Source organism: Promicromonospora iranensis (assembly GCF_028994775.1).
GTDB classification, from domain to species: Bacteria; Actinomycetota; Actinomycetes; order Actinomycetales; family Cellulomonadaceae; genus Promicromonospora; species Promicromonospora iranensis_A.
Genome location: NZ_JAJQMN010000005.1, coordinates 295,682 through 321,196, shown reverse-complemented (window position 1 = coordinate 321,196; position 25,515 = coordinate 295,682). Strand labels below are relative to the sequence as shown.

The following is a 25,515-nucleotide window of genomic DNA, read 5'->3' as shown; positions in this document are numbered from 1 at the left end:
CCCGCGACGTTAGCGGACCACCCCGCCGACGGCCGCCTGCTCGCGCGTCAGGTAGGCCATCCGGGCCACCTTGGGACCCTGCGGCGACTCGTACGACACCCGCTCGCCGGCGGTGAACCCCATGACCGCCATCCGGTGCAGGGCCTTCTTGTTGTTCGCGTCGGGCTCACCGACCAGCCGGCGGGTTCCCGGCCCGGCGAAGAGGAACTCGCGCGTCGCCGGCCCGAGCACCTTCCACGGGTCGTCGGGCGAGCCGTGCCGGGCGACCGGGCCGCGGCTGCCGAGGAAGAAGTGCATGCCGAGATCGCCCGGCCGCACCTCGTAGGCGGTGGCGACCGGGTCGTGCTCGGGGTGGTACGCCTGGAGCAGCACGACGGGCTCGCCGTCCCACCGCACCAGGTACGCATGGTGCGTCGGCAGGGACTCGACGAACGCGTAGGTGTCGCGCACCTCGTCGCGCGTGTGGTCGCCCATCCCCCAGAACGCGGCGCGGGGCTGGATGAACCAGCCGTGCAGGACGTCGGCATCGGCGTCCGGGTCGAGCATGTGCACGGTGACGAGGCCGTCCGCACCGAAGTCGCGGCGCCACACCTCCTCGCCGCGAGCGCCGTTCAGCAGCCGGAGGGTGGTGTCCGCGGGGTGCAGGAGGTCCCAGTCGGTGACGACGGGTGTGGTGGCGGCGTCGGCCCAGGTGGCGTGCTGGTCGTCGAAGTGGGCGCTGCCGGGCCGGCCGTCGGCGCCGAAGGGGACGCCCCAGCGGCTGCCCGCGCGGTCGGCCAGGTCCCAGACGTAGCGGGCGACGGAGCCGCGGTAGGCGGTGGGCGCGACGCCGGGTGACCCGCCGGTGCAGCGCACGGTCTCGTTGTTGCCGGAGACGGGGGCGAGGGCCACGCTGTCCGTCGGCTCGCCGGGGCCCGGTACCGGGGGCAGGGGGTCGGGGACGTGCAGCTCGCCCCACGTGGGCTCGCTCTGCCCGACGGCGCCTCCGGCGCTCCGTCCGACAGCACCTCCGGCGCTCTGCCCGACGGCGGCACCCGCCACCTCGGCCAGCGCCGCGCTCGCCTCGGCGGCGGAGTCGATGCGCAGCCAGTCGGCGGCGAGGATCCGGGTGAGCCCGGCGCCGACCGCCGTCGGCACGTCGAGCACGCCGCCGAGCACCGGGGCGAAGGCCGGGTCCTGTCCGTGCGGCTCGTGCAGGGCGGCGAACACGGGGTGCGCGGCGAGGCGGCGGGTCAACGCGTCCCGCCACCGCATGTACAGGGCGGCGTCGGACGAGCCGGCGTCGACGTGGGCGCCGTCCGCCACCCAGGCGCGCAGGCGCACGGCGGCGGCCGAGGTGTCGGCCGCGAGGTGCTCGACGAGGCCGGGCGCGCCCAGGTCGCGGGTGTCGCCGTGGATGCGCCCCTGCGTCTCCGGCGACTCAGGGACGGTCGCCGCGGCGAGCAGCTGCCGGATCCGATCCGCACGGTGCGGCGCGTAGGACCAGCCCAGGTCGTGGGCCTCGCGGCCGGGCCTGGTGTCGCGGGGGCCGAGGCCGGGGCGGCCGTCCAGCTCGGCGGGCGCCTGGGTCCGCGGCCGCTCGTTCGCGTCGACGGCGACCTGGGTCACCGGGACGGGTGCGGGGAGGTCCACGTAGCCGTCCGCTGGCTTGGCGGCGGGCAGGGCGCGGTCGGCCGCCGCGGGGACCTTGCCCGCGGTCATGCTGAGCACCTCGCCGGTGCTGTCTGCGGTCAGGACCCGGTTGACCGGGTCCACCCACCGGCTGAACGCGTCGGCGACGTCGCGCGCGGTGCGGGCGTGCAGCAGGGCGCGCCAGGACGCGACGCCGACGTCGGACAGCTCCCGGGCCGGCCAGTGCAGGTGCCAGCCACCGGGGCCGGCGCCGTCCGCACCGTCGGTGACCACCTCGACGTGGTGCGCGGCGGCGTTGGTGATACCCCAGGCGACGGAGCCCGCGTGCCCGAAGTGCGGGATGCCGGGCACCCCGGGGAAGGCGAACCCGAGCACGTCGTAGGGGCCGTCCGGGTCGGTGCAGACCAGCCGGACCTGCTGGTAGGGACCGGGCAGCTCGAGCGTGCGGTGCGGGTCCCCCGCGACCAGCGGGCTGCCGGACTCCGTGAACGAACCGTGCACCGCCCACGCGTTCGAGCCGGAGCTCGGGCCGGCGTCGGCGGCGAACAGGCCCAGGACCTGCTCCAGGGGCACCCCGGGCACGTGCAGGTGCCTGGCCACGTGCGCGCGCCACAGGATGCTCGGGAACCCGTTGAACAGCACGTGCGCCGCGAGGAACACCCCGATGGGCGTCCACGGCCGCCACGGCCGGTGCGGTACCACGGCCAGCTCGGGCACGTCCCGCCCGCCGGCGAGCAGCCCCGCGGTGACGCCGTCGGCGTACGCGGCGAGCCACTCCTGCTCCGGCCGGTCCAGCGCGTCATGGATGCGCCGGGCCGTGGCGGCGAGGCGCTCCCGGGCGGCGAACCGGTCCCAGGCCGCGCCCGCCGCGCCGGCGACCTCCGCGTAGCGCTCCTCGGCCCGCATCCGGTCGGCCTCGATCTGCAGGCCCCGGTCCTGTGCGGTCACCCAGCCCTGGCCATAGGCCAGTGCGGCCTCCGAGGCGGCCCGCACGTGCGGGATACCGAGGTCGTCACGGAACAGGTCAAAGTCCACGTTACTCATCATCCCTTGATCGTCCGTGAGTTCTTCGGCCGGCCGGGTTGGCGAGGGTGCCGGCGTAGATCAGCGACTCCGACTGGTTGGTCAGGTCGACCATCTGCAGGGTGTTGCGCAGCTGGAGGCGGTTGAGGCACGAGTGGGCGAAACGCGCGGCCCGCAGGTCGATGCCGGGCCTGCCCCCGCGGGCGGCCGTGTCCGGATGCTCCACGGCGTGCCGGTCGATGGTCTCCGCGACGAGCGCCCAGAAGCGCTCCTCACCCAGCACGCCGTCCTCGGCGAGGATGCCGGACAGGTGCCGCAGCACGCCGTCGAACACGTCGGTGAAGACCGCGAGCGCCTTCTCCTCGTCGTCGACGACCGAGCGGATGCGCTCGATCCGGTCGGGCAGGGGCTGCTCGCCGAGCACCGCGACCTCCTCGCCGATGTCCTTCATGACGGCGCGGCGGACCACGCCGTCGCGCAGCACGAGGATGAGGTTCTCGCCGTGCGGCATGAACGCGAGCTCGTAGGTCATCAGGCAGTGCACCAGCGGGTACAGGTAGGCGTCGAGGTAGGCGCGGAGCCACTCCTCGGGCGCGATGCCGGACTCGCGCACGAGGGCGGTGGCGAACGACCGCCCGCCGGCGTCGCGGTGCAGCAGGCTCGCCATGGTCACGAGGCGTTCGCCGTCGGCGAGGCCGGGTACCGGCGACTCGCGCCAGAGCGCGGCGAGCATCTTGCGGTGCGCGTTGGGCTGGGGCGTGCGGTGGTAGACGTCGCCCGTGTAGCCGATCGAGGCGACCTCGCGCAGCACGCTGAACCCGGCGCCCCGCAGGGTGGGGTCGTTCGCCACCAGGTCGGCCACCCAGTCGTTGATCTGGGGGGTGGCGCGCATGTAGGCGGGCGACAGGCCGCGCAGGAAGCCCATGTTCTGGATGGCGAGCGCCACCTTGACGTAGTGCCGTTCGGGACGGGTGCGGTTGAACATGGTGCGGATCGACTGCTGGGGCTGGTACTCGTCCGACCCGGGACCGAGCGGCACGAGGTCGCCGCGGGCGACGTCGGCGGCGAAGGTGATCGCGACGCGGTGCTCCCACTGCCAGGGGTGCACGGGCAGGTACAGGTAGTCCGCGCTGTCGTGGCCGCGGGCGGCGAGCCGGTCGGCGAAGGCCGCCCGTTCGGCGTCGGACAGCTCGCCGGGCAGACCGGGGGCCCCGTAGTGGCCGGCCTCGGTCTGGTCGGCGGAGAGCGCGAGGTGGGTGTGCTCCCGGCGGGCGGCGAGCCACAGCATGCGCAGACGCGCGCCGCGCTCGGGCGCGTAGGCGCGGTAGTCGCTCAGGGAGAAGCCGATGCGGCCGTTGTTCGCGAGGAAGCCGGGGTGGCCCTCGGACATGGCCGCCTCGACCTGCTGGAAGCTCTCGGCGACGGCGCGTGTGCCGGACGCCGTGCGCATCGCCTCGAGCAGACCGCTCACCGACGGCGTGTACCCGTCGATCTCGCGCTCGCGCTTCGCGGCGGCGCTGGCCAGGGTGGAGGACAGCTCTTCGAGGTAGGTCGCGAGCAGGGCGTCGGGCACCTGGAGCAGGGGCTGCAGCTCGGCGACCAGCTCGAGCGCGTCCACGGGGAGCACGACGTCGCCGCGCATCCCGGCGGTCGCCGTGCGCCGGACGGACGCCGGGTCGACCACCCAGTGCTCCAGGGCGTACCGGCGGGCGGTGAACCGGTAGGTGACGCCGTCCAGGGCGAGGCGGTAGCCGTCCGACGGTGCGCCCGGCGTGTCGTCGGGCTCCGGGTGGAACAGGCGCTCGTGGGCGAGCTCCGCGAGCGCCTTGGCCACGAGGTGCCGGTGGGCATGCTCCATGTGGTCGGCGGTCAGGTGCGTGGCGACCATGCCGGGGCCGGACCCGTCAGAGCCGGCCAGGTCGGAGCCGGCCAGGTCGGAGCCGGCCAGGTCGGAGCCGGCCAGAGCGCCGTCGCCGAGGGCGGAGAGCGCGAAGTCGGCACGGGTGGCGACGCTCAAAGCGGCCCGCTTGGCGTGGGCGCCGCGGCCCAGGTCCACCTCGCGCAGCACGCGGAACCCCGCGGCGGCGTTCTTGGCGGCGATCTTCCGGTTGCCGACGTCGGGCTCGACGACGACGCGGGTGGCGCCCCGGCCCGCGCCGGAGCTGCGCGGCGAGTCGCCGTCGGCCCGGTCGCCGGAGAGGCAGAACCGCATGACCGCCGTCATGACGGCGTCGGTCAGGCCGTGCCGCGGGGTGACGGGCGGAGCGACGAGCAGGTGCATGCCGAGGTCGCCGGGCAGGGCGTCGTGGACGTCGGTCAGCACCACGTGGGCCGGGTCGTAGGTCTCGGTCATGAAGACGGGCTCGCCGTCGAGGCGGCCGAGCCAGGCGGCCTCGTGGGGGCCGGCCTGGACGCCGGCGAGGTACTCGCGCACCTCGTCGACGCGCAGGTGACCCATCTGCCAGTACGAGGCCGCGGGGTGGGAGAGCCAGCCCTGGACCAGGTCGGCGTCCCGCGCCGGGGCCACCGGCTCGATGGTGACCTCGCCGAGACGGGTGGTCGTCGTGAACGTGTGCACGGTCGTCGGGGCGCTCACCGAGCGGCCTCCATCTCGTCGTCGGGCCGGCTGTCCGTGGTCTCGACGGGCTCGACCCGTGGGGCGGGCCCGGCCTGCGACGTCGGCAGGCCGAACTGCTGGAACGCGATCCGACGCTCCGTCGGGTACGGATCGCGGCCCGTGACGCCGGCAAGGATCACGGAGTTGCGCCAGGCCCCGAAGCCGAGGTCGGGCGCGGTGACGCCGTGGGTGTGCTCCTCGCCGTTCACCACGTGGATGCGCCGGTCGTCGTCGACGGTGTAGTCGCGGGTGACGGCGTACCGGCCGCGGTGGTCGAGGTTGACCAGACCCGGCGCCAGGAAGCCCGGCACGGTGGCGGCGTAGCCCGTGGCGGCGACCAGGGCGCGGGTGCGGTGCTCCGCCGTCGTGCCGAGCTGGGCGTGGCGCAGGGTCAGGACGTACTCGCCCGCCCCGCCCGCGCCGTCGGCGTCGAACCGGGCGGCGGACACCTCGGTGTCGGACAGCAGCGTGGTCGGCACGTGCGCGCCCAGCGCGGACTTGCGGTAGAGGGTGTCGTAGATGTCGTCGACGAGGTCGCCGCTGATGCCCTTGTAGAGGTTGCGCTGCTCGCGCCCCAGGACGTCGCGCTGCTCGATCGGCAGGGACACGTAGTGGTCGGTGTACTCGGGCGACGTCATCTCGAGCGTCAGCTTCGTGTACTCCATCGGGAAGAACCGCGGCGAGCGGGTCACCCAGTCCAGCCGGTGCTCCCCCGGACCCGTGCCACAGCCGTCCAGCAGGTCACGGTAGACCTCGGCGGCCGACTGCCCGCTGCCGACGACCGTCACCGAGCCGGAGGCCGCGAGCGCCGCCCGGTGCGGCAGGTAGTCGCTGGTGTGCACGACGGGGCCCGCGCCCTCGAGGCCCTGGAGGTGGGCGGGCAGGCGGGGCTGCGTGCCGGTGCCGAGCACGAGGTGCTTGGCACAGTATTTCTCTACGCCGTGGGCGGTCTGAGCGGTCACCTCGAACACGTAGTCGCCACCGGCGCCGTCCGCCGCCGGGTCGGCGACCCGCACGACGCTCGTCACGCGCCGCCCCCAGCGCAGCGTCGGCAGCTGGCCGGCCACCCAGCGGCAGTACTCGTCGTACTCCGCGCGCAGCGGGTAGAACGACTCACGGATGTAGAACTGGTACAGCCGGCCGGTCGCCTTGAGCCACGCCAGGAACGAGTAGCGCGACGTCGGGTCGGCCATCGTCACCAGGTCGGCCAGGAACGGGACCTGCAGCGTGGTGCCCTCAATGAGCATCCCGGCGTGCCAGGAGAACCCGTCGCGCTGGTCGAGGAACACCGCGGTGACGTCGTCCAGGGGCTCCGCGAGCGCCGCGAGGCCGAGGTCGAACGGGCCGATCCCGATACCGAGCAGATCATGGGCAGGGGGCGGTGCGGCGCTCATCGGGTCTCTCCGTCGGTCTCCGGGCCGGTGCTCTGCTCGGCGCGGGCCAGCCGCGGGTGCACGTCGCGGCACGGCGGCTCGTCCGTGTCGAGCAGGGCCTCCCCCGCGAGCAGGCCGTGCGCGGCGGAGCGCACGAGCTCGAGCACGCCCCGGATGTCGGCGAGCGTGGCGTCGGGGTTCAGCAGCGTGAGCTTGAGGCAGGGGCGGCCGTCGATCACGGTCTTGGCGACCAGGGCGCGGCCCGAGTCGAACAGCACGCGCCGCACCTGCGGGACGAGGGCGTCCGCGCGGGCGGCGTCCAGCCCCTCGGGCTGGTAGCGGAACAGGACCGTGGACAGGTCGGTGGTCCCCACGAGCCGGAAGTCGCGGTCCGTGGCGAGGTCCTGGTGCACGGCGGCGGCCAGGTCGCAGACGGCGTCCACCATCGCGCCGACGCCGTCCGCGCCGAGCGCGCGCAGCGTGACCCAGAGCTTGAGCGCGTCGAACCGCCGCGTGGTCTGCAGGGACTTGTCGACCTGGTTGGGCTCGGCGTTCTCCTCGGGGTTGAGGTAGTCGGCGTGCCAGGCGACGGGCGCGAGGTCCGCCCGCTCCCGCACGACCAGCGCGCTGGACGACACGGGCTGGAAGAACGACTTGTGGAAGTCCACGGTGACGCTCCGGGCCCGCTCGATGCCGTCCAGCAGGTGCCGGCGGCGCGGGCTCACCAGCAGCCCGCAGCCGTACGCGGCGTCGACGTGCAACCAGGTGCCGACGGCGTCGCACAGGTCGGCGATCGGGCCGAGCGGGTCGATGCAGCCGCGGTCGGTGGTCCCGGCGGTCGCGACGACGGCGATCACCGTGTCGCCGGTGCGCTCGATGTCGACGAGGGCCTGGGCCAGGGCGTCCGGGCTCATGCGACCGTCGGCGTCGGTGCCGACGGTGACCACGGCGCCGTCCGGCAGGCCCAGCAGCAGCGCGGACTTGGCGATGCTGAAGTGGCTCACCGCCGTGGCGAGGATGCGCATGGACTCCAGGCCGGTGCCCGCGCGGCGGGCCTTCTCGCGCGCCAGGAACAGCGCCTGGAAGTTGGACTGGGTCCCACCGGAGGTGAAGATGCCGTCGGCACCGGCGACATCGCCCTCCTCGCCGACCGCGAACCCGATACGGCCCGCCGTCCACTCGACCAGACGGCGCTCCATGAAGGTCGCGACGGTGGACTGGTCGTACGTGTCGACCGAGGTGTTGATCGCGGCGAGCATCGTCTCCGCGCCCACGGCGGGCAGGGCGACCGGGCAGTTCAGGTGTGCCGTGTAGGTCGGCTCGTGGAACCAGATGGCGTGCTTCGCGTACAGGTCGCCTGCCTCGCGCAGCGCCTCCCGCGTGCCCGACGGCGGGCCGTCGAGGTCCACGGCGTCCACCAGGGAGCGCAGCTCGGAGCGGCTGGCGCCGGAGAACGGCTGTGTGACCGCCACGAGGCGGGCGGCGACGTCGTCGGCGACCTCGCGGACCGTGTCCGCATAGACGCGCGCGGTGGCCCCGCGCAACAGCGCGGTCGTGTCGTGGCTCGCACCCGGCGAGGGTGCCGTGGTCACTGGCTGCGTCACTGCGGGCAGGCGTGAGGGCATGCGAAAGGCTCCTCTGAGGAGGGTTGCGGGAAGGGCGAAGTACGCCGTCCGCACCTGAGGGCGAAGGGCGCTACTTAGGTTTGCCTGACCTAACTTAATCGTTCGGGAAGCCGCGTCAAGCCATGGCTGTGACCCGAAACGTGGCAAGGGTCACTCCGGACGCCCGTCCGACCGCCTCGGCCCACTACCTCAGCCCGCTGGGTCAGCCCGCTGGGTCAGCCCGCCGCGTCAGCCCGTCACCGTGGTGACGACGGAGTAGATCCCGAGACCCATGATCGCCACGGCGCTGACGATCAGCGCGACGCGGATGAAGCCCCCTCCGCGCAGGTCCGGCTCGACGAGGCCGCGCAGGTAGAGCGCGGCCACCGCCACGGCGGCCAGGAAGATGCCTCCCGCGATACCGCCGACCATGATCATCACCAGCGGCGAGCTGATCCAGAGGAAGGTCAGCAGCCACACGATCGGCAGGACGACGATGAAGACCCGCATCCACCGGTTGCGTGCCCGGCTGTCGGCCCAGTCGAAGACGCCGACGATGGACAAGGCGTTGGCCCAGGACCGCGACCACGACGGGATCGCCGCCCAGATCGTCGACCCCAGGGCCGCCAGCGCGCCGATCAGGAAGACGACCCGGCCCGCCTCACCGAAGACGCCGGAGAAGGTCTCGGACAGCGTCTGGATCATCTCGTTGCCCTCCGGGACCAGCCCCTGCGGGTGCAGGACCGCGGCCCCGAGGACGTAGAACGCCGCCGTGGAGACCGTGTAGACCACCCAGGAGACGATCGCGTCCTTCTGCATGACAGCTATCCAGCCGCGCGCACGCCGCCGGTACGCCTCCGTGCCGTCGTTCGGCCCGGACCACCGGGCGTACCCCTTCTCGAGGCACCAGTAGGTGTAGGCCGTGATCTCCTCGGACGCGACGCCGGTCAGGCCGAACATCGTCAGCGCGATCCCGAGCGCCCCGACGGGCAGCTGGAAGCTGAGCCCGGAACCCAGGTCGGCACCCGAGTACGCGAACTCACTGAACGGCAGCGCGATCACCACGAGAACCGTGACGACGACGAACGCCATGGTCAGGAAGGTGGCGACGTTCTCGATGAGCCCGTACCGGTTCGCGATCAGGGTGGCGATCGCGACGGCCGTCACGACGACCGCCCAGATCGCCATGGCGCCCGGCGAGAGCGGCCCGAGACCGAGGGGCATCAGGATCGACAGGGCCGCGGCCATGCCGCCGATCAGGCCTCCGGTCTGGATCAGCTTGCTGATCGCCATCAGGCCCCACATCAGCAGGACCCAGCTGATCCGCCCCATCCGCGGCGGGACGCGGTTGTAGCCCTCCATGCCGCCCTCGCCGGTGACGATGGCGTACCGCGCCATCTCCACCTGGACGGCCACCTTGACGATGGTCGAGACGAACACCAGCCAGAGCAGCACGAAACCCGCCTGGGCACCGAGCGAGGTCGCGGTGATGAGCTCGCCCGCACCGACGACGGACGCGGAGACGATCAGGCCGGGCCCGAAGAACTTCGACGACGCCCGCCAGCCGACGGGCGGCTCCTTCACCGCCGCGGGGTCCAGGGCGTACGGGTCGCCCTGGACGAACCGCTCCGGGGGTGTGTTCTCGACGTCGGAGGAAGGTGTGGGTGCGGTCAACGGTGACTCCTGGTCGTGACGGGGCCCCCGGGTGAGCCGGGAGTGCCCAGCACCTTACCCCCGGATTTCACCCGCGAAGGTGCGGTTTCACGGAGCGACCCGCAGGCCCCGTCCGCCGCCATCGCGCCGTGCGCACCGTGATGAGCACGACGCCGATCACCCCCGCGACGAGCAGGAGCGTCGTCGCCGCCGGCCACAGCCCGAACGCGTCCACCGGCGTGGCCGGGTTGTCCCGGCCCGCCGTCAGACCGAGAAAGAGGATCCCTGCCAGAACCGGCATCACGGCCTGCGGAAGCTGCCGCAGCACGAACCGCCACACCGGGAAGCCCGCCCGCGCGTCGGCCCACCGCCGACTGCGCAGGACGCCACGAACCCCGAGCACGAGCACGAGCACGGTGAGCCCCGCCAGGACCAGGTCGATGATCATCGCGGTCGGAGCGCCCGGGTCGGCCACCCGCCCCTCGGTGAGCTCGATGAGACCCGTGCTGATCTCGAACGGGTGCTGGAAGGTCGGCGTGTAGCTGTCGAGCAGGACCACCACCCCGTACCCGCTCGACGGCACGAGATCGACGCGTGCGCTCCACCGGGTCAGGGAACCGTCGTGCCCCACCCGCGCAGGCTCGGCGGTGGACGTGTGCTGCCACCCGAGGCCGTACGTCCCGGCGTTCGGCTGCGCGGTGCGGGACTCCTCCACGAGATCGGCCGAGAGCAGCCGTTCGCCGTCCGCCGTGGTGCCGCCCCGTTGCTGCATCGCCAGCCAGCTGGTCATGTCGCGCGCGGTGCTGACCACTCCCCCGGAGCCTGCCATGGCGCCGGCCATCTCGGGGAGCCGGAGGCTCGAGCCGTAGGCCGTCACGTGGCCCTCGTCGAAGACGTCCGAGCCGCCGGGAGTGAAGAACGAGCGGGTGTCGTGCATGCCGAGCGGGGCGAACACCTCGTCGTGCAGGTAGACGTCGAACGCCTGCCCTGAGACGACCTCGACCAGGTACGCGAGGGTCCAGTAGTTCAGGTTGCTGTACCGGTACGAGCTGCCCGGGGTCGATGCGACCGTCAGGTGAGCGATGTGCCCCACGTCGTCGGCCAGGTCACCGGTCGCGGGCACGATCATCGGGTTCGGCAGGCCGGAGGTGTGGTCGAGCAGCGTCCGCACGGTGATGTCAGCAGGGTCGGTCCCGCCCACGGAGAACGACGGCAGGTAGTCCGTGACGGGTCCGTCCAGCTCCACCAGGCCGCGGTCCACGAGCTGGAGAACCGCGAAGGCGGTGATGGACTTGGACACTGAGGCCACGGGCATCAGGGTGTCGGCCGAGACCCCGCCCGCGCCGCCGACCGTCACGGTCTCACCATCCAGGACCACCGCGTAGGCGGCGCCGGGCAACCCGTGGCGCTGGACGTAGTCGCTGACGTACGCGGCCGCCTCCTCATCGAGCGCGGAGACCTGGACAGCGCTCGCCCGAGCGGGCACGGACCAGGCCGTGACCAGCAGGGCGACCCCGAGCACGGCGAGCAGACGACGGACCCGGGGCGGTGAGACGAGAGGCACCCGGCCAACCTACTGTGTCCAGCCCAGGAGACCACGGCCGGCTGCGCCGAGCGGCCGACACGAGACTGGGTGTCTGTCATCGTCACCTCAGATGACGGGCGCGCGAGCCGCCATCTATCCAGCAGACTGCGGGCGATTCCCCACGGCCCGCGCGATGCGGTCCAGATCAGCTCCGAGGCGCGCCCAATCGAGGTCGCCGACCGTGGCCTCCAGGTCCGCGACCCAATCGCGGTGGGCGCGCTGGATCGCCTCTAGCGCACTCTTTCCGGCTGCTGTCGTGACGAGAAACCGCGACCGCCGATGACGCGGGTTGTCCTCGTAGCGCGCCAGGCCCGCCTCGACCAGATCGTCGGCGACACGCTGGACGCTCTGTCGCTGGAGCCCGAGCCGGCGAGCGATGTCCGGGACGGTGGCGCGATCACCGGCGGCCTGGAGGACCATGCGCCGGGAATGCGTCTGACCCGCCGCTGCGGACACTCGCTCCCCGGCGTCACGCAGGAGACGGTTCACCTCGAAGACGGCATGCAGAGCTCCGTCGGCATCGGCGTTCACGAAAACCTCCTTTGACAGCAACCTGTCATTCTTCTACAGTGGCAATGTGACAGCATGCTACCAACTTGTGGTGGGTTCGCTCGGGTCTCTCGACGCGTACTGGCTGACCGCGAGTGCAGGAAGCGGCATGCGGATCTACTCGATGAATGCCCCTGGCCTGGACCCGCACGACGGCGGCGGCCACGTCGCCTCGCTGGATTCGCCCGCCGAGCTCATCGACGACCTGACCGACTTCATCAACCGCGTAGGAGCAGACACATGACAGCGAACAGCCCCATCGTCCTCATCGGAGGTGGCGGACTGGGCCCCTGGGCCTGGGAACGTGTCGCACCAATCCTGAACGACCACGGCCTGCACACGATGACGCCACAGCTGCGCACCACGGGTGACGACGCGACGTCTGCGGCCGGCGTCGGGCTGGACGACTGGGTCGAAGACGTCAGCGGAGCCCTCACCGGCCATCGGGACGCCACGCTCGTCGCCCACTCGTTCGCCGGCTACGTCGCGGCAGCGGTGCTCGAGAGGCGACCGCACAGCATCCGCCAGCTCGTTCTCATCGATGCCGTTCTGCCGCGGCCAGGCAAGTCGTGGTTCGACGTCATGGGTTCCGACGTCGCCACGTTCATGACGAGCCTGGCCCACGAAGGGTCGATCCCGTGGTTCTCCCGGGAGCAGCTCGACCAGCTCTACCCGGACAACAGCATCGGCGACGCCGACTTCGCCTGGATGCAGCAGCACCTGACCGCGCAGCCGATCGGCACCTACACCCAACCTGCGATCAACAAGCCCTTGAGCGCGACGGACGCGTCCGTGGCCTACGTGCGCTGCCTCCGGACCAGCCCTCCGGCCGCTGACGTGTCGGCGGAACAGCTCGGCTGGCGCTACCGCACACTCGACGCCGGCCACTGGCCGATGATCACCCATCCGGCCGAGACGGCGCACGTCATCATGGATCTGGCCGCGTGATGACACGTGTACACGTTCCACGCCCGGGGCACAGCCGGTATACCCGAGCGAGCAACCCTTCGGACGGCCCGGCTCAGCCCCGCAACCGCGCCGCCAGGCCCGTCGCCCGCCGCGCCCGCCGGCCGACGGCGGCGCGCACCGCCTCCGGGGTGCCGACCACACGCACACGCCGGCGCGCACGCGTGACCGCCGTGTAGAACAGCTCGCGCGTCAGCAGCGGTGACGTGACGTCCGGCAGCAGCAGCGTCACCGCGTCGGCCTGACTGCCCTGGCTCTTGTGCACGGTCATGGCGTGCAGCGTGTCGACGTCGCCGAGCCGGGAGACGGCGAACGACGCGCCGCCGTCGATATGGGCGCGCAGGTTCTCACCGTCGGCGACCACGACGCCGGTGTCGCCGTTGAACAGCCCCAGACCGTAGTCGTTGGCGGTGATCAGCACGGGCCGCCCCGGGTACCACCGAGCGCCGACCGCGGCGCCGAGCGAGGCACCCGACGCCTCGCCGAGCCGGCGTTCGACCTGCTGGTTCCAGTGCTCGACACCCCACGGCCCCTCGCGGTGGGCGCACAGCAGCCGGTGCCGCCCGGCGGCGGCCAGCGCCCCGGCCGCGTCACCGGCGAGCGCCAGGCCGCGCACGTCGAGGGCGTGCCGCGTCAGCTCGTCCTGGAGGAGGCCGAGCCCGGCCGCGTCGTCGGGGTGCACGAGCTCCACGGCGCCCTCGCCCTCCGCCAGGACCGCGAGCACCGCTTCCGGGTCACCGCCTTGGATCGCCGCGGCGAGCCGCGTGATGGCGGTGCTCTCGGACCGGTGGTCGGTGACCAGGGCCGCCACGGCGTCGGCGTCGCGCTCCCCGAGCCCGGTGACGAGGTCCGCGAGGACGGCACCGGCCTCGACGGACGCGAGCTGGTCGGGGTCGCCCACGAGCACGAGCCGCGCGTCGGGACGCACGGCCTCCAGGAGCCGGGCCATGAGCGTGAGCGAGACCATCGACGTCTCGTCGACGACGACGACGTCGTGCGGCAGGCGGTTGGAGCGGTCGTGCCGGAACCGGGTGCTCGAGCCGGGCCGCCGGCCGAGCAGCCGGTGCAAGGTGCCCGCCCGGAGCCCGGTGAGCCGGCGCCGGTCGTCCCCGGTCAGCTCGGGACCGCCGGCCTCCGGCGGGGCGCCGAGCGCGTCGGCCACCGCCTGCTGCAGGCGTGCGGCGGCCTTCCCGGTGGGCGCGGCGAGCGCGATGCGCAGGCGCCGCCCGGCGGTGTGCTCCGCCTGCTCCGCGAGCAGCGCGAGCAGGCCGGTCACGGTCGTCGTCTTGCCACGCCCGGGCCCGCCGGTGAGCACCGTGGTGCGGCGGCGCGCGATCGACAGCGCCGCTGCGCGCTGCTCGGCGTACGCGTCGCCGGGGAACAGCCGCGCGGCACTCTGCTCCAGCAGCAGCTCGTCGACGTCGGGCGCCGGGAGCGCCAGCCGCGTGACGACGTCGTCCCGTACCTGCTGCTCCTCACGCCAGTACCGGTCGAGGTAGAGCAGGCCGAGGTCGGCCCGCACCACCGAACGTGCGGCGAGCGGGCTGGCCGCGACGCGCTCCAGCCAGCCCTCGGCCACGGGCCAGGGCAGCGGATCTGGCTCGGTGCCGGACCCGCCCTGGACGGCGGGGGCAGCGGCCGGGACGACGGCGGGGGTAGCGGCTGCGTCCGACGCGCCCGCGCCGAACGAGCCCAGGTCCACGCAGACCGACCCCTGCCGCACAGCGCGTACCGCGAGCGCGACCGCGAGGCGCACGGTCTCGTCGTCCTCGCCCACGACGTCGGCGGTGCGGCGTGCGACATGGACGTCGGCGGCCGTGAGCACCCCCGCGTCGTTGAAGGTGCGCAGCAGCCCCGTCGCGCCGAGGGCCAGGCGGGCGTCGTGGGGGTCGTCGCCGGTCCAGCGCTTGATCGCCGGGCTCATGCGGCCCCCCGACCCGGCGCACCGTCGGCACCAGCGACGCCGGCGGCACCGCCGGCCCCGGCGACGCCGTCGAGCAGGTCCGACAGCGCCAGCACGAGCGACGACGGCGTCCGCCACGAGAACACACCCGCGGGGCTGCCGTCGGCGTCGGGGGTGTCCGGACCCGCCATGCCGCGCACGAACAGGTAGAGCGCCCCGCCCAGGTGGGCGTCGGGGTCGTAGCCGCGAAGCCGCCAGCGCAGGTAGCGGTGCAGCACCGCGCCGTACAGCAGCGCCTGCAGCGGGTAGTGCGAGTGGAGCATGGCCTCGGCCATGCGGGGCCGCGAGTAGTCGGCCACGGCGGGGCCGAGGAAGTTCGTCTTGTAGTCGACGACGAGGAACCGCCCGGTCGGCAGCCGCAGGACCGCGTCGATCGAGCCGGTGAGGTAGCCCCGCAGCGGCTGGTCCCCCAGGACCGGCTGCTCGAGGTGCTCCGCGTAGGCGGCGAGCGGGTCGTCGGCGGGCAGGTGGGCGCGCACCAGCGGGGCGAGGTCGCCCAGCCGCGCCTCGCCCGGGCCGGGGCCAGGGCCGGGGCCCCGCAGGTCTCCCCCGCTCAGCGGTAGCTCGAAGGTCAGCTCGCGCAGCCGGTCCGGCAGGCCGATCTCGCCGAGCGTGCGGCCGTCGGCCAGTGGTCCGAGCGGCGTGCGGTGCAGCGGGACGAGCGCGTCCGCGAGCGCCACGGGGTCCGCCGGCACGGGCCACCAGCGCAGCTGGTCGACGACGTGCTCGAGCAGCTCGGCGCGGAGGTCCGGCGCGTGCGGGTCGGCGTGCTCCAGCACCGCGTGCACGAGCGAACCGAAGGCGGCGCCCCGGGGCAGGTCGGCCATGGGTGACGCCGCGGCGGGCGCGACCGTTTCCTCGAGGCCGGGCCCAGGTACGGCGGGCTCGTCGTCGGTTCCGCCGGTCTCGGGCTCGCTGCCCACGGAGGGAGCGTCGGCGGCGGTCTGGACGAGGCCGCTGTAGGACGTGCGCCGCCACGCGGTGTCGACCGTACGGTGGAGCTCGCGCACCCCGAACGGCGGGTGCGGATCCGCCGGTGCCGGTGCGGACGCCGCCGCCGGGACCGCGAGCTCGGCCGCCGGTCCGCCCAGCGCCTGGAGCTTGCGCAGCACGTCGGTGACGTAGTCGTCGTCCTTGACCGGCTGCGTGCCCGGCACCTCGCGCGTACCGGGCACGCGGCCGAACACGAGCCGGTGCAGGCCGCTGGTCGGCGTGCTCGACGTCGGCGCCCACCAGGCCACGACCTGCGACTGCGCGCGGGTCAGGGCCACGTAGAGCTTGCGCAGCTCCTCGCCGTCCGCCTCCGCGCGGTGCGCGGCGCAGTGGGCGTCCCAGTGCGCGCCGGAGCCGGAGACGTCGATGGTCCGTGCGCCGCGCTCGTCGTGGAACAGGGCCGTGTCGACCGGTCGCGCGTAGTTGTCGTAGGCGAACGGCAGGTACACCACGGGGTACTGCAGGCCCTTGCTGCCGTGCACGGTGACGATCTGCACGGCCGCGGCGTCGGAGTCGAGGCGGCGGGGCCGCTCGGTGGCGCCGCTGCGGCGCCGCTCGTCGCGGAACCAGGCGACCAGGGCGGTCAGCCCGAGCGACTCGGTGACGCTCAGCTCGTGCAGCAGCTGGCCGAGGTGGCGGACGTCGGTCAGCAGGCGTTCGCCCTCCGCCCTGGCGAGCAGGCGGCCGCTGAGGCCCCGCTCCTCCGCTACCTCCAGGAGCGCGGCGATGCCCCGGTGGCGCGCCAGGAGCGCCCAGCCGTGCAGGGTGTCGGCGTCGCGCGCGGTCACGTCCTCGCCGCCGGCGTCGAGGTCGGCGGGGGTGCGTCCGAGGAAGCACGTCAGCGCCGCGGCGCGCACCAGGCCGGACCGGTGAGGTGACTCCAGCGCCTCCAGCAGGGTCAGCCACTCGTCGGCGGCGGGCGTGGCGAACACGTCCCCGCCCGCCATGACCGCCGCGACGCCGCGCTGGGCGAGCGCGTCCTGCACCAGGCGGCCGTGCGCCCGGATCGAGACGAGGACGGCGACGTCGCCCGCCGCCAGGGGGCGCCCGTCCCACGTCGCGCCGGAGGCGAGCAGGCCCGCGACGTCGGCCGCGAGGTCGGCCGCCACGTGCTCGCGGGCCGGCGCGGCCTTGACGAGGCCCTTGTACTGGGGCAGTCCGTCGCGCAGCACCTGCCGCAGGCGCACCGGCGCGGGGTGCGGCGCACCCGCCAGCCGGCTGCCCGCACGCTCGGCGGTCACCGGGTGCACCACGATCTCCTCGTGACCGAGCGCCGCGTTGCGCAGGACCACGCCGAGCGTGTCGACCAGCGGGGCGTCGGAACGCCAGTTGGTGCCGAGCGTCGCACGCGTGGTCGCGCCCCGGGCGGCGTCGAGGTAGGCGACGACGTCGCCGCCGCGGAACGCGTAGATCGCCTGCTTGGGGTCACCGACGAGCACCAGGGCCTGGGCCCCGCCCGCACCGAAGGCCCGCTCCAGCACCTGCCACTGCACGGGGTCGGTGTCCTGGAACTCGTCGACCAGCACGACCTTCCAGCTCTCCCGCATGCGCGCGCCGACGGCGGTGCCGCCGTCGGCCGAGGCCGGGTCGAGCGTGTCGGCGAGGCGGGCGAGCAGGTCGTCGTAGGACAGGATCCCGAGCCGCCGCTTGCGGCGCTCCATCTCGGCGCGCACCTCCCGGGCGAAGGCCACCCGCGCCGAGCCGACGGCGTCGTCCGGGTCGGCGTCGGCGAGCGCGGCGCGCGGGTCCTCGACGGCGTCGCGGGCGACCTCGAGGGCGCCCGCCCGGTCGAACGGGGGCGGGTGCTCGGCGTTCCCGTACCGGCGCAGGTACAGGTCGTCGACGACCTCGACGGTGAGCTCCGCCAGGGAGTCGACCAGCTCGGCGCCCGGCTCGGTGTCCCCCGCGACACCCAGCGAGCGCAGCACCAGCTGGCAGAACTGGTGGATCGTGGCGATGGTGGCGTGGTCGAACGTGGCCAGGGCGTCGGCCAGCCGCCGGTGCCGGGCGACCCGCTCGGCGTCGTCGACGTCGAGCAGCGCCGCGAGGACGGCGTCCACCGGGCCGGTCTCGCGGCCCGCGAGGGCGGCGGCGAACGTGCGCTCGGCCCGCAGCAGTGCGCCACGCACCCGGTCGCGCAGCTCCTGGGTCGCGGCCCGGCCGAAGGTCACGACGAGCATCTCGTCGAGCGGCACGACACCCTCGGCGACGTACCTGGTCACGAGCGCGCCGATCGCGAAGGTCTTGCCGGTCCCCGCGCTCGCCTCCAGCAGGGCGGTCCCCCGCGGCAGAGGCCCGGTCAGGTCGAAGACATCCATCAGTCGCTGAACCTCTCGTTCTGCAGCAGCGGGCTCCACATGCGCATCGCCAGGGCGCCGAGGCGGGTCGTCTCCCCGGGGTGCTCCTCGCCCGGCCGCGGCTCCTGCCCGGTCGCCGGCAGCGGAGCGTCCGCCCCGTGGACCCGCACGTGCTCGGGTTCCGCGGCCTCGCCCTGCGGGCGCCCGTCGGACCCCTTCTGACCCCATCTCTGCCCGACCCACTGCTGCTCCGCCCGGAACCGCGCGTCACCGGGGTCGGCGCCGGTCCGGCGCGCCTCGGCGTAGGCCAGCGACGCCTTGACCGGCAGCGGCAAGGGCTCGGTCAGCCCGCGGTCGCGCAGCGCGACCAGGTCACGCAGCAGGTCGACGGCCGTGTGGTCGAGCGGCCCCTGCCGCGACCCCTGCCACGTCCCGCGCGACCGGGGGTTCGCGGGCCGGCCGAGCGTGTAGCCGACCCAGGGGCGGTCGTCGTCCGACGCCGCGAGCGCCAGCAGCCGGACCCACGACTGCAGGCGGTGCCTTCCGCTGAGCCTGCTGTACGCCACCGCGACCAGGCGGTCGCCGTGCACGCCCGGCACCGTGCCGCGCAGGCTGCGTCCGTCGGCCAGGTCCACGTCGACGTCCACGGCTCGCGCGGGGCTCGCCCGCAGTCCTCCGGCAGCCTCGGCGAGCGGCCCCACCTCGTCGGCGATGCCCCGCAGGAGGCGCCAGCCCAGGCGTCCCGGCGGCAGCTGCCCGCGCCGCCACTCCTTCTGGACGGCGTCGGCGAGCACGGCGCCGGACAGGACGTCCCGCAGCACGCGCTCGCCGACCGCCCAGCGGCCGATCCCGTCGAGCTCGACGGGCAGGCCGTCGTCGAGCGGGTCCTCCGCCCAGGCGCTGCCGACGTCGAGGCGCTGGGTGAGGAACCCGCGCGCCGGCGAGCGGTAGAACGCGAGCAGGTCGTCGAGCGCGACGACGCCGTCGTCCGGAGGTGCGGGCTCCGGGAGCGGCGCTGCCAGGAACGGCGCCGACGGCGCTCGCGTGCCGGCCGCCGCGCGGGCACCCGTGAGGGCCGCGCGGTCGAACGTGAAGGCGGACCCGGGTACGAGGGCTCCCGGCTCGACGTTCCGCCGGTCGAAGGGCTGCAGCGGGTGCCGGACGGTCACGGCGTCCGACACCGGGCGCCCATCGGGCGTGCGTGCCGTCTCGTCGAGCGCGTCGAGCAGCTCGCCGAGCGGCACGGCCGGGGGCCGCTCCTGGCCCGAGTACTCGTCGGCACCGCTGTACGTCACCACGAGGGTCTCGGTGGCGGCGAGGATGGCGTCGAGGAACAGCTGCCGGTCCTCGCTGCGGGGATCGCGCTCGCCCGTCCTCGGGTCGCGCGCCAGCACGTCGTCGCCGTCGGTGACGCCGACACGCGGGAACACGCCGTCGTCGAGGCCCAGCAGGGCGACCACGCGGTGCGGCACGGACCGCATCGGCACGAGCGTGGCGACCGTCAGCGTGCCGGTGCGGAAGTTCGCGCGGGTCGGGCGGCCCGCCACCCGGTCGGCGAGCAGCGCCCGCATGTCCGGCAGCCGCAGGACCACCGCCGGGTCGGCCGCGTCGTCGCGCACCCGGGCGAGCTCGCGCCGCACCTGGGCGAGCTGCCACGTGTCGGTGGCCGGCACGGCGGTGAGCGCCGCGACGCCGTCCTCGAGCACGGTGAGCCAGTGCCCGAGCGGATGCTCGCCGACGAGCGCGTCGGTGACGTCGCGCAGCCGCTCCACGAGCTCGGTCAGCCGGCCGACGAGCTCGGCCTGCCCGCTGCCGACGTCGTCCAGCGGCAGGGTGCGGTCCAGCCAGGTGCCCGTGTCGTCCGACATCGCGACCCCGGCCAGCAGCCGGTCGACGCCCGCCTGCCAGGTGCCCGACCCGTAGTCGGACAGGCCGAACTCGGCGCGGTGCTCGGCGTCGAATCCCCACCGCGCGCCGGTCTCGCGCGCCCACCGGGCGAGCTGGTCCAGGTCGTCGTCGCGGAACCCGAAGCGGCGGCGCACGGGTTCCGCGTGGGCGAGGTCCAGGACGTCGCGCACCCCCGCCCGCCCGCCGGCGAGGTCCAGGAGGCGCGCCAGCACGGCGAGCAGCGGGTTGGTCCGGTCCAGCGCCCGGTCCGCGAGCCGCACGCGCAGGCCGTGCGCGGGATGGCCGTGCGGCCCGACGACGTCGGCCAGCCCGAAGGCTGCGGCGACCAGGGGCGCGTAGGTCTCGATGTCGGGGCACATGACGAGGACGTCGCGCGGTTCGAGCGAGGGGTCGTCGGCCAGCAGGCCGACCAGCACGTCGCGCAGCACCTCGACCTGTCGCGCCGGGCCGTGGCAGGCGTGCACCTGGACCGAGCGGTCGGCGGGGTCCAGCAGGCGTGCGCTCGCCTCGCCGACGGCGTCGGCCCGCAGGTCGTGCTGCAGCATCCCCAGGAGGTTCGTGGGCGCCGTGCCGCCGTCGCCGCCGACCGGCTGGTCGCGCAGGTCGACGGCGGACTGGTCGACGGCGGACGGGCCGAGGGCGGAGAGCGTGCGCTGGAGCTCCCGCGTGTCGCGGCCGAGCGTGGCCAGGAGCCGGTGCCCGACCCGTTCGTGGGAGCGGTCGGCCGCCCGGTCGACGGGCCCTCCGAGGTCCGCGAGCGCCGACCAGAGCCGGGCCGACGGGTGCGGCAGCCACAGGTGCACGTCGCGGTGCCCGCCGAGCGCACCGACCAGCTCCACCTCGCTCGCGGCGAGGCGTGTGTGGCCGAACAGGGAAAGGCGTCCCGGGAGGTCGAACGCGTCCGGTTCGGTGCGCAGCCGCTCGACGACGGCGGCCTGCCGCACGTGCGGCGGTTCGGCGTCGACCCGCTCGGCCGTCGCCCGCCACAACGGCGGCTGCCACGCGAGGTCCGCGGGTACCGGGCGCCCGCACCCGTCGGTGTCCCGGCCCGCGACCCAGTCGGCGACGAGAGCCGGCCGCTGGGTGGCGTAGCCGGCGAAGAGCCGGGCCAGGCGGCGCGCGACGGCGAACCGCCGCCCGCGGCGCAGGTCGCCCTCCTCCCCCGGCATACCGTGTCCCAGGTGCTGGGCGAGCAGTGCCGCCCACGGCTCGTCGAGGTACGCGTCGATCGCCGACAGCAGCGGCCAGGTCAGGGCGTCCGGCGCCCACGGGTCGTCGTCCCTGGTGCCCGTGACGTCGGCGAACAACGACGCCGGCGAGCGCAGGTCGACGCCGGCGCACACCCCGTCGTCGCGCCCGGGGGCGGCACCGAGCCGGTGGCTGAGCCGCTGCGCGAGCCAGCGTTCGACGCCGCGCGCCGGCACGACGACGACCTCGGTGGCGAACGGATCGTCCAGGGGCGCCGCCAGCAGGTCCCCCAGCCCTCGTACGAGCAGGTCCGTGCGCGACGCACGATGGAGGACGACGGCCATGGCGCCAACGTATCGCCACAATGGTGGCCATGCCGCAGAACAAGTACCTGACCGCTCTCGCCACGTTCGTCATCGCCGCCCTGACGACGGCGACCTGGTGGACCCTCGGCCGCGACACGACCCGTGAGGTCGATGCCGCGACCGGGAACGTCTCCGGGCCCTACGAGGCGCCTCAGGTGATCGCGTGCGTCGTCGTGCTCGTCGGGCTGGTGGTGGTCGGTTCCGTGGTGCTCCCGGCCTGGCTCGCGGTGCTCGCCGTCAGCATGCCCTTCACGGCGGCCTGGACCCTCCACGCCGCGTCGACCGACGACTCCGGGCTGTGGGCGGTCGGGGCGATCCTCGTGCTGGTCGGCACGCTGGTGGGGGCCACGATCGTCGTCGCGGTCACGCGTGCCCTGGTACGCAACCGGTGACGACCCCGTCCTGAGACGGTCGCCTCAGACCAGGTCGCGAGCGATCCGTCGCTGCCAGTTCTGCGAGTAGACGCGCGGGTCTCCCTGTGCCTCGTCCAGCTCGTACGCGTCGAGCTGCGCGTTGATCAGGAAGTCGGTCGCCGTGCATGTCAGGACGGTGCGCGTGACCACCTCCACGCGCCAGTCGTCGCCGTTCTCCAGCCGGCGGACGGTACGGGTCTCGCCCCGTACGGAGGTCACGTCGTTCCACCGGAAGCTGTACCACTCGCGGGTGTCGCGATGGATCACCGTGCCGGTGTCCTCGAGCCGGAAGGTGCCCTGGTCGTTGACGATCTCCAGTGTCGAGACGTCCGTGGCGAGGTCTCTCGTCACACGCCACGAGTGCTCGCCGGTGGCGAGCACCGTGGTCGCGTCCTCCTCGGCGGCCTCCGGCTCCCCGAAGGGGCGGAGGTCCTCGTCGTCGGGACGGGGGCGGCGGACCGGCAGGTGCAGGGCGCTGCTGCCGGTGGTGATCGTCACGGTCGCCGGCTCGGGGGCCGGCCAGACCAGCGGCCAGTACGACGTGGAGATCGAGACCCGCAGCCGGTGCCCGGCGGGCAGGGACTGGGCGATGCCGTTGAGCTGGACCGTCACCGGATAGATGCGGCCGGGCTCCAGCGGCTCGGGGTGCTCGCTGCCGTCGCGGTGCGTCAGGTTCAGCACCCCGTACGTCACGCGGGTCGCCTCCCCGTCCGGGGAGACGTCGGACAGCCGGACGGCGAGCTGTGCCACCGGACGGTCCGCGGAGACCTCGAGCGCGACGCACGGCAGCCCGAGGAGCTCCAGGGGCTCCGCGAGCGGCTCCGTCTCGAACACGAGGGCGCCGCCGTCCTCCTCCCGCTGGTCGTACGGCAGGTCCGGCACCGCCGAGTAGGAGGCCCACTTGCCGGCGAACATCCCGACGCTGAGGGGCGAGCGCAGGCTCACCTGCTGCTCGCCCGACCCGTCACCCTCCAGCGCCACGTGCGCGCCGCCCACCGGCGACAGGTGGTGGGGCGTGAAGCGGTACTCCCGGTCCTCGACCCCGGGCGCCGGCCAGCTCGGTTCGGCCACCCAGCGGCCGGGCCGGTCCTCGTAGGACGCGCTGGGCGGGACGCTGTCCTGCATCCACGCGCGCAGCATCGGCTCGTCCTCGAGACCGGTGTCGATCCCCTTGAGCCAGTGGTCCCACCAGCGCACCATCTCCTGGAGGAAGCCGATGGCCGGTCCCGGCACGCCGAGGTGCGGATAGCGGTGCCCCCAGGGGCCGATCAGCCCCTTGCGGGGGACGTCGAGGTTCTCCAGGAGCCGGAAGATGGCGTTGGTGTAGCCGTCCGCCCAGCCGCCGACGGCCATCACCGGGCACCGCACCCGCGAGTAGTCCTCGCAGACCGACGCCGGCTTCCAGTAGTCGTCCCGTCGTTGGTGCCGCAACCAGGTGTCCAGCCACAGCCCGCTGCCCTCGAGCCGTTCGTGCCACATCTCGCGCCAACGGTCGCCGACCACGGCGGGGTCGGGCGGCAGGCTGTTGAACGCGAACATCACCGTCGCCTCCGACAGGTTGTCCGCCAGCAGGCAGCCGCCCATGTAGTGCATGTTGTCGACGTACAGGTCGTCGGTGGCCGACGCGCTGACGACCGCCTTGAGCGCCGGCGGTGCCCCGGCGGCCACCTGGAGGCTGTTGAATCCACCCCACGAGATGCCCATCATCCCGACGTTGCCGTCGCACCACGGCTGCTCCGCGAGCCAGGCGATCACGTCCTCGGCGTCATGGAGCTCCTGGTCGCGGTACTCGTCCACCAGCACGCCGTCGGAGTCTCCGCTGCCGCGGAGGTCGACCCGCACGCAGGCGTACCCGTGCCCGGCGATGTACGGGTGGTTGTACGCGTCCCGGCCGCGCGTCGCGTCCCGCTTGCGATAGGGGATGTACTCCACGACCGCGGGGACGGGACGCGTCGCGGCGTCGACCGGTGCCCACATCCGCGCGGCCACGTGCTGGCCGTCGCGCACCGGGATGAACACGTTCTCGACGGTCTCGACCTCGTGCGGCAGGTCGGTGGCTGTTCTCATCCGGTGGCCTCCTCGGTGACGGGTTCGAGCTCGAAGGGCAACAGGTCCACCGCCTGGCGGAACCGGGCGGCGAGCTGGTCGTGGTCGTCGGCCCCCAAGTAGACGCTGCCCAGCTTGAACCGGTAGCTGTCCTGGTGGGGCAGGTCGGAGAGCCGGTCGCCGGGTGACACCTGCAGGGTGACCTTCGTGCCCGGCAGGGCGCGTTCGAGGGCGGCCAGCTCCTTCTCCCCGGGGACGCCGCGCACCACCGCGTCGGCGTCGTGGAAGATGTGCCACTGGCCGGCGACGGCGAACGGTCCCTCCCCGTGCGGCATCTCGGGCGCCTCGCCCAGCGCGACGTCGATGGCGACCTCGTGGTTGGACGTGCCGTCGACCTTGAGGAAGAGCTCGGTGTGGGACTGCGAGATACGCGTGTTCACCTCGATGAGCCGCAGGAGGTCCGTCTCCGGGTCCCACATGTACTCGACGTTGAAGGCGCCGTTGTCGTACCCGATGTGCCGCAGGAACCGCTCCGCCGTGTCGACCATGCGCTGCTGCACCTCGGCCGGGACGGTCACCGCCGGGTAGTCCAGGTGGTCGATGCTGTGCCCGGAAGGGTCCTTGTGCATGTCGACGATGCCGTGCACGCTGAACCGGCCCTGCGCGACCACACCCTCAGGGGCGACCTGGATGCCCGTGATGATCTCCTCGGCGAGGCAGGTGTTCCCGTCCGCCCCGCGGAGGCTCTCCGGGAGGTCCACCCGGCTCAGCACCTGGTTGAACGCGTCACCGACGTCGGTGATCTCCGCCCGGATCTCCTCCAGGGCCGCCTCGAACTCCTTCTTGTCGTGGATCTCGAAACCCAGGTTCGACGAGTGCGCCTTGACCGGCTTCACCCAGAACGGGTACGGGAGACCCACCTGGTCCAGGGCGTCGTCCGCGAACGGGTCGAACGCGGCGAAGCCGGGGACCACCTCGGGGACCGACCGCTGCTGCTCCAGCCGGCTCCAGTACTTGTGCTCGCACTGGAGCATGCTGGCCACGGACGGAGCGGGAATGCCGTGCTCGTGCGACAGCACGGGCGCCAGCAGCGAGCTCGGGAAGTCCCAGTGGCACACGATGGCGTCGACCGGCCCGGAGAACTCGGCGAGCTGGGCGCGGGCCTGATCGAGCAGGGCGTCGAAGTCGTAGTTCGTGTCGCGGACGAGCGTCTCGTAGTCGAGCAGCGAGTGGAACCGGTAGCGCGCGGCGTTCCGCATGCTCTGCAGCTCCTCCCGCTGCAGGTCGGTCATGCCGAGCACGAAGACGTTATGGGACTGGCCGTCGGATTTGCTCATATT

15 protein-coding genes are annotated in these 25,515 nt (G+C 73.8%); 3 read left to right on the top strand and 12 right to left on the bottom strand.

Annotated elements, in window-relative coordinates:
- Positions 1 to 9 precede the first annotated feature (9 nt).
- The 7 genes from LUU90_RS11375 to LUU90_RS11345 form a co-directional block, all read right to left on the bottom strand.
- Entirely contained in the window at positions 10 to 2,679 is a 2,670-nt protein-coding gene (locus LUU90_RS11375; protein ID WP_275003536.1) for a GNAT family N-acetyltransferase, read from the bottom strand.
- Positions 2,669 to 5,251 (bottom strand): GNAT family N-acetyltransferase, encoded by a 2,583-nt coding sequence (locus tag LUU90_RS11370; protein ID WP_275003535.1) that lies wholly within the window; start codon positions 5,249 to 5,251, stop codon positions 2,669 to 2,671. The genes LUU90_RS11375 and LUU90_RS11370 overlap by 11 nt, the downstream gene beginning before the upstream one ends.
- Entirely contained in the window at positions 5,248 to 6,666 is a 1,419-nt protein-coding gene (locus LUU90_RS11365) for a lysine N(6)-hydroxylase/L-ornithine N(5)-oxygenase family protein (protein ID WP_275003534.1), read from the bottom strand. The genes LUU90_RS11370 and LUU90_RS11365 overlap by 4 nt, the downstream gene beginning before the upstream one ends.
- Positions 6,663 to 8,270, bottom strand: a complete 1,608-nt coding sequence (locus LUU90_RS11360; RefSeq protein ID WP_275003533.1) for a pyridoxal phosphate-dependent decarboxylase family protein — start codon at positions 8,268 to 8,270, stop codon at positions 6,663 to 6,665. Before LUU90_RS11360 ends, LUU90_RS11365 begins: the two co-directional genes overlap by 4 nt.
- 228 nt (positions 8,271 to 8,498) lie before the next feature.
- Complete coding sequence (locus tag LUU90_RS11355; RefSeq protein WP_275003532.1) at positions 8,499 to 9,923, bottom strand: Nramp family divalent metal transporter; 1,425 nt, start codon at positions 9,921 to 9,923, stop codon at positions 8,499 to 8,501.
- Between the two features lie 67 nt (positions 9,924 to 9,990).
- Complete coding sequence (locus LUU90_RS11350) at positions 9,991 to 11,466, bottom strand: serine hydrolase domain-containing protein (RefSeq protein ID WP_275003531.1); 1,476 nt, start codon at positions 11,464 to 11,466, stop codon at positions 9,991 to 9,993.
- A 114-nt stretch (positions 11,467 to 11,580) separates the two neighbouring features.
- The gene (locus LUU90_RS11345; RefSeq protein ID WP_275003530.1) at positions 11,581 to 12,018 is read right to left on the bottom strand and encodes a MarR family winged helix-turn-helix transcriptional regulator; all 438 of its coding nucleotides are present in this window, start codon (positions 12,016 to 12,018) and stop codon (positions 11,581 to 11,583) included.
- A 46-nt stretch (positions 12,019 to 12,064) separates the two neighbouring features.
- On the opposite strand from LUU90_RS11345, the gene LUU90_RS11340 reads away from it, so the two are divergent.
- Together LUU90_RS11340 and LUU90_RS11335 are read left to right on the top strand one after the other, a co-directional pair.
- Positions 12,065 to 12,280: a hypothetical protein gene (locus LUU90_RS11340; RefSeq protein ID WP_275003529.1), complete on the top strand. Its 216-nt coding sequence runs from the start codon at positions 12,065 to 12,067 to the stop codon at positions 12,278 to 12,280.
- The gene (locus LUU90_RS11335; protein ID WP_275003528.1) at positions 12,277 to 12,984 is read left to right on the top strand and encodes an alpha/beta fold hydrolase; all 708 of its coding nucleotides are present in this window, start codon (positions 12,277 to 12,279) and stop codon (positions 12,982 to 12,984) included. Before LUU90_RS11340 ends, LUU90_RS11335 begins: the two co-directional genes overlap by 4 nt.
- Positions 12,985 to 13,057: 73 nt before the next feature.
- Here LUU90_RS11335 and recD read toward each other — a convergent pair whose 3' ends face one another.
- From recD to recC, 3 genes are read right to left on the bottom strand one after another with little or no spacing between them, the layout of a single operon-like run.
- Positions 13,058 to 14,926 carry an exodeoxyribonuclease V subunit alpha gene (gene recD, locus LUU90_RS11330; RefSeq protein WP_275003527.1) on the bottom strand — a complete coding sequence of 623 codons (1,869 nt, stop codon included), beginning with the start codon at positions 14,924 to 14,926 and terminating at the stop codon, positions 13,058 to 13,060.
- Positions 14,923 to 18,276 (bottom strand): UvrD-helicase domain-containing protein, encoded by a 3,354-nt coding sequence (locus LUU90_RS11325; protein WP_275003526.1) that lies wholly within the window; start codon positions 18,274 to 18,276, stop codon positions 14,923 to 14,925. The genes recD and LUU90_RS11325 overlap by 4 nt, the downstream gene beginning before the upstream one ends.
- Complete coding sequence (gene recC, locus LUU90_RS11320) at positions 18,276 to 21,695, bottom strand: exodeoxyribonuclease V subunit gamma (RefSeq protein ID WP_275003525.1); 3,420 nt, start codon at positions 21,693 to 21,695, stop codon at positions 18,276 to 18,278. The genes LUU90_RS11325 and recC overlap by 1 nt, the downstream gene beginning before the upstream one ends.
- A gap of 29 nt (positions 21,696 to 21,724) precedes the next feature.
- Here recC and LUU90_RS11315 point away from each other — a divergent pair, with 29 nt between their 5' ends.
- Positions 21,725 to 22,108 (top strand): hypothetical protein, encoded by a 384-nt coding sequence (locus LUU90_RS11315; protein WP_275003524.1) that lies wholly within the window; start codon positions 21,725 to 21,727, stop codon positions 22,106 to 22,108.
- A 24-nt stretch (positions 22,109 to 22,132) separates the two neighbouring features.
- Here LUU90_RS11315 and LUU90_RS11310 read toward each other — a convergent pair whose 3' ends face one another.
- Together LUU90_RS11310 and LUU90_RS11305 are read right to left on the bottom strand one after the other, a co-directional pair.
- Positions 22,133 to 24,196: a CocE/NonD family hydrolase gene (locus tag LUU90_RS11310; RefSeq protein ID WP_275003523.1), complete on the bottom strand. Its 2,064-nt coding sequence runs from the start codon at positions 24,194 to 24,196 to the stop codon at positions 22,133 to 22,135.
- The gene (locus LUU90_RS11305; protein WP_275003522.1) at positions 24,193 to 25,512 is read right to left on the bottom strand and encodes an ATP-grasp domain-containing protein; all 1,320 of its coding nucleotides are present in this window, start codon (positions 25,510 to 25,512) and stop codon (positions 24,193 to 24,195) included. Before LUU90_RS11305 ends, LUU90_RS11310 begins: the two co-directional genes overlap by 4 nt.
- Positions 25,513 to 25,515 lie beyond the last annotated feature (3 nt).

Coding starts and splice junctions, on each gene's coding strand:
- LUU90_RS11315 (WP_275003524.1), top strand. CDS start 21,725: ATGCCGCAGAACAAGTACCTGACCGCTCTCGCCACGTTCGTCATCGCC.
- LUU90_RS11365 (WP_275003534.1), bottom strand. CDS start 6,666: ATGAGCGCCGCACCGCCCCCTGCCCATGATCTGCTCGGTATCGGGATC.
- LUU90_RS11305 (WP_275003522.1), bottom strand. CDS start 25,512: ATGAGCAAATCCGACGGCCAGTCCCATAACGTCTTCGTGCTCGGCATG.
- recD (WP_275003527.1), bottom strand. CDS start 14,926: ATGAGCCCGGCGATCAAGCGCTGGACCGGCGACGACCCCCACGACGCC.
- LUU90_RS11310 (WP_275003523.1), bottom strand. CDS start 24,196: ATGAGAACAGCCACCGACCTGCCGCACGAGGTCGAGACCGTCGAGAAC.
- LUU90_RS11335 (WP_275003528.1), top strand. CDS start 12,277: ATGACAGCGAACAGCCCCATCGTCCTCATCGGAGGTGGCGGACTGGGC.
- LUU90_RS11375 (WP_275003536.1), bottom strand. CDS start 2,679: ATGATGAGTAACGTGGACTTTGACCTGTTCCGTGACGACCTCGGTATC.
- LUU90_RS11360 (WP_275003533.1), bottom strand. CDS start 8,270: ATGCCCTCACGCCTGCCCGCAGTGACGCAGCCAGTGACCACGGCACCC.
- LUU90_RS11325 (WP_275003526.1), bottom strand. CDS start 18,276: ATGGATGTCTTCGACCTGACCGGGCCTCTGCCGCGGGGGACCGCCCTG.
- recC (WP_275003525.1), bottom strand. CDS start 21,695: ATGGCCGTCGTCCTCCATCGTGCGTCGCGCACGGACCTGCTCGTACGA.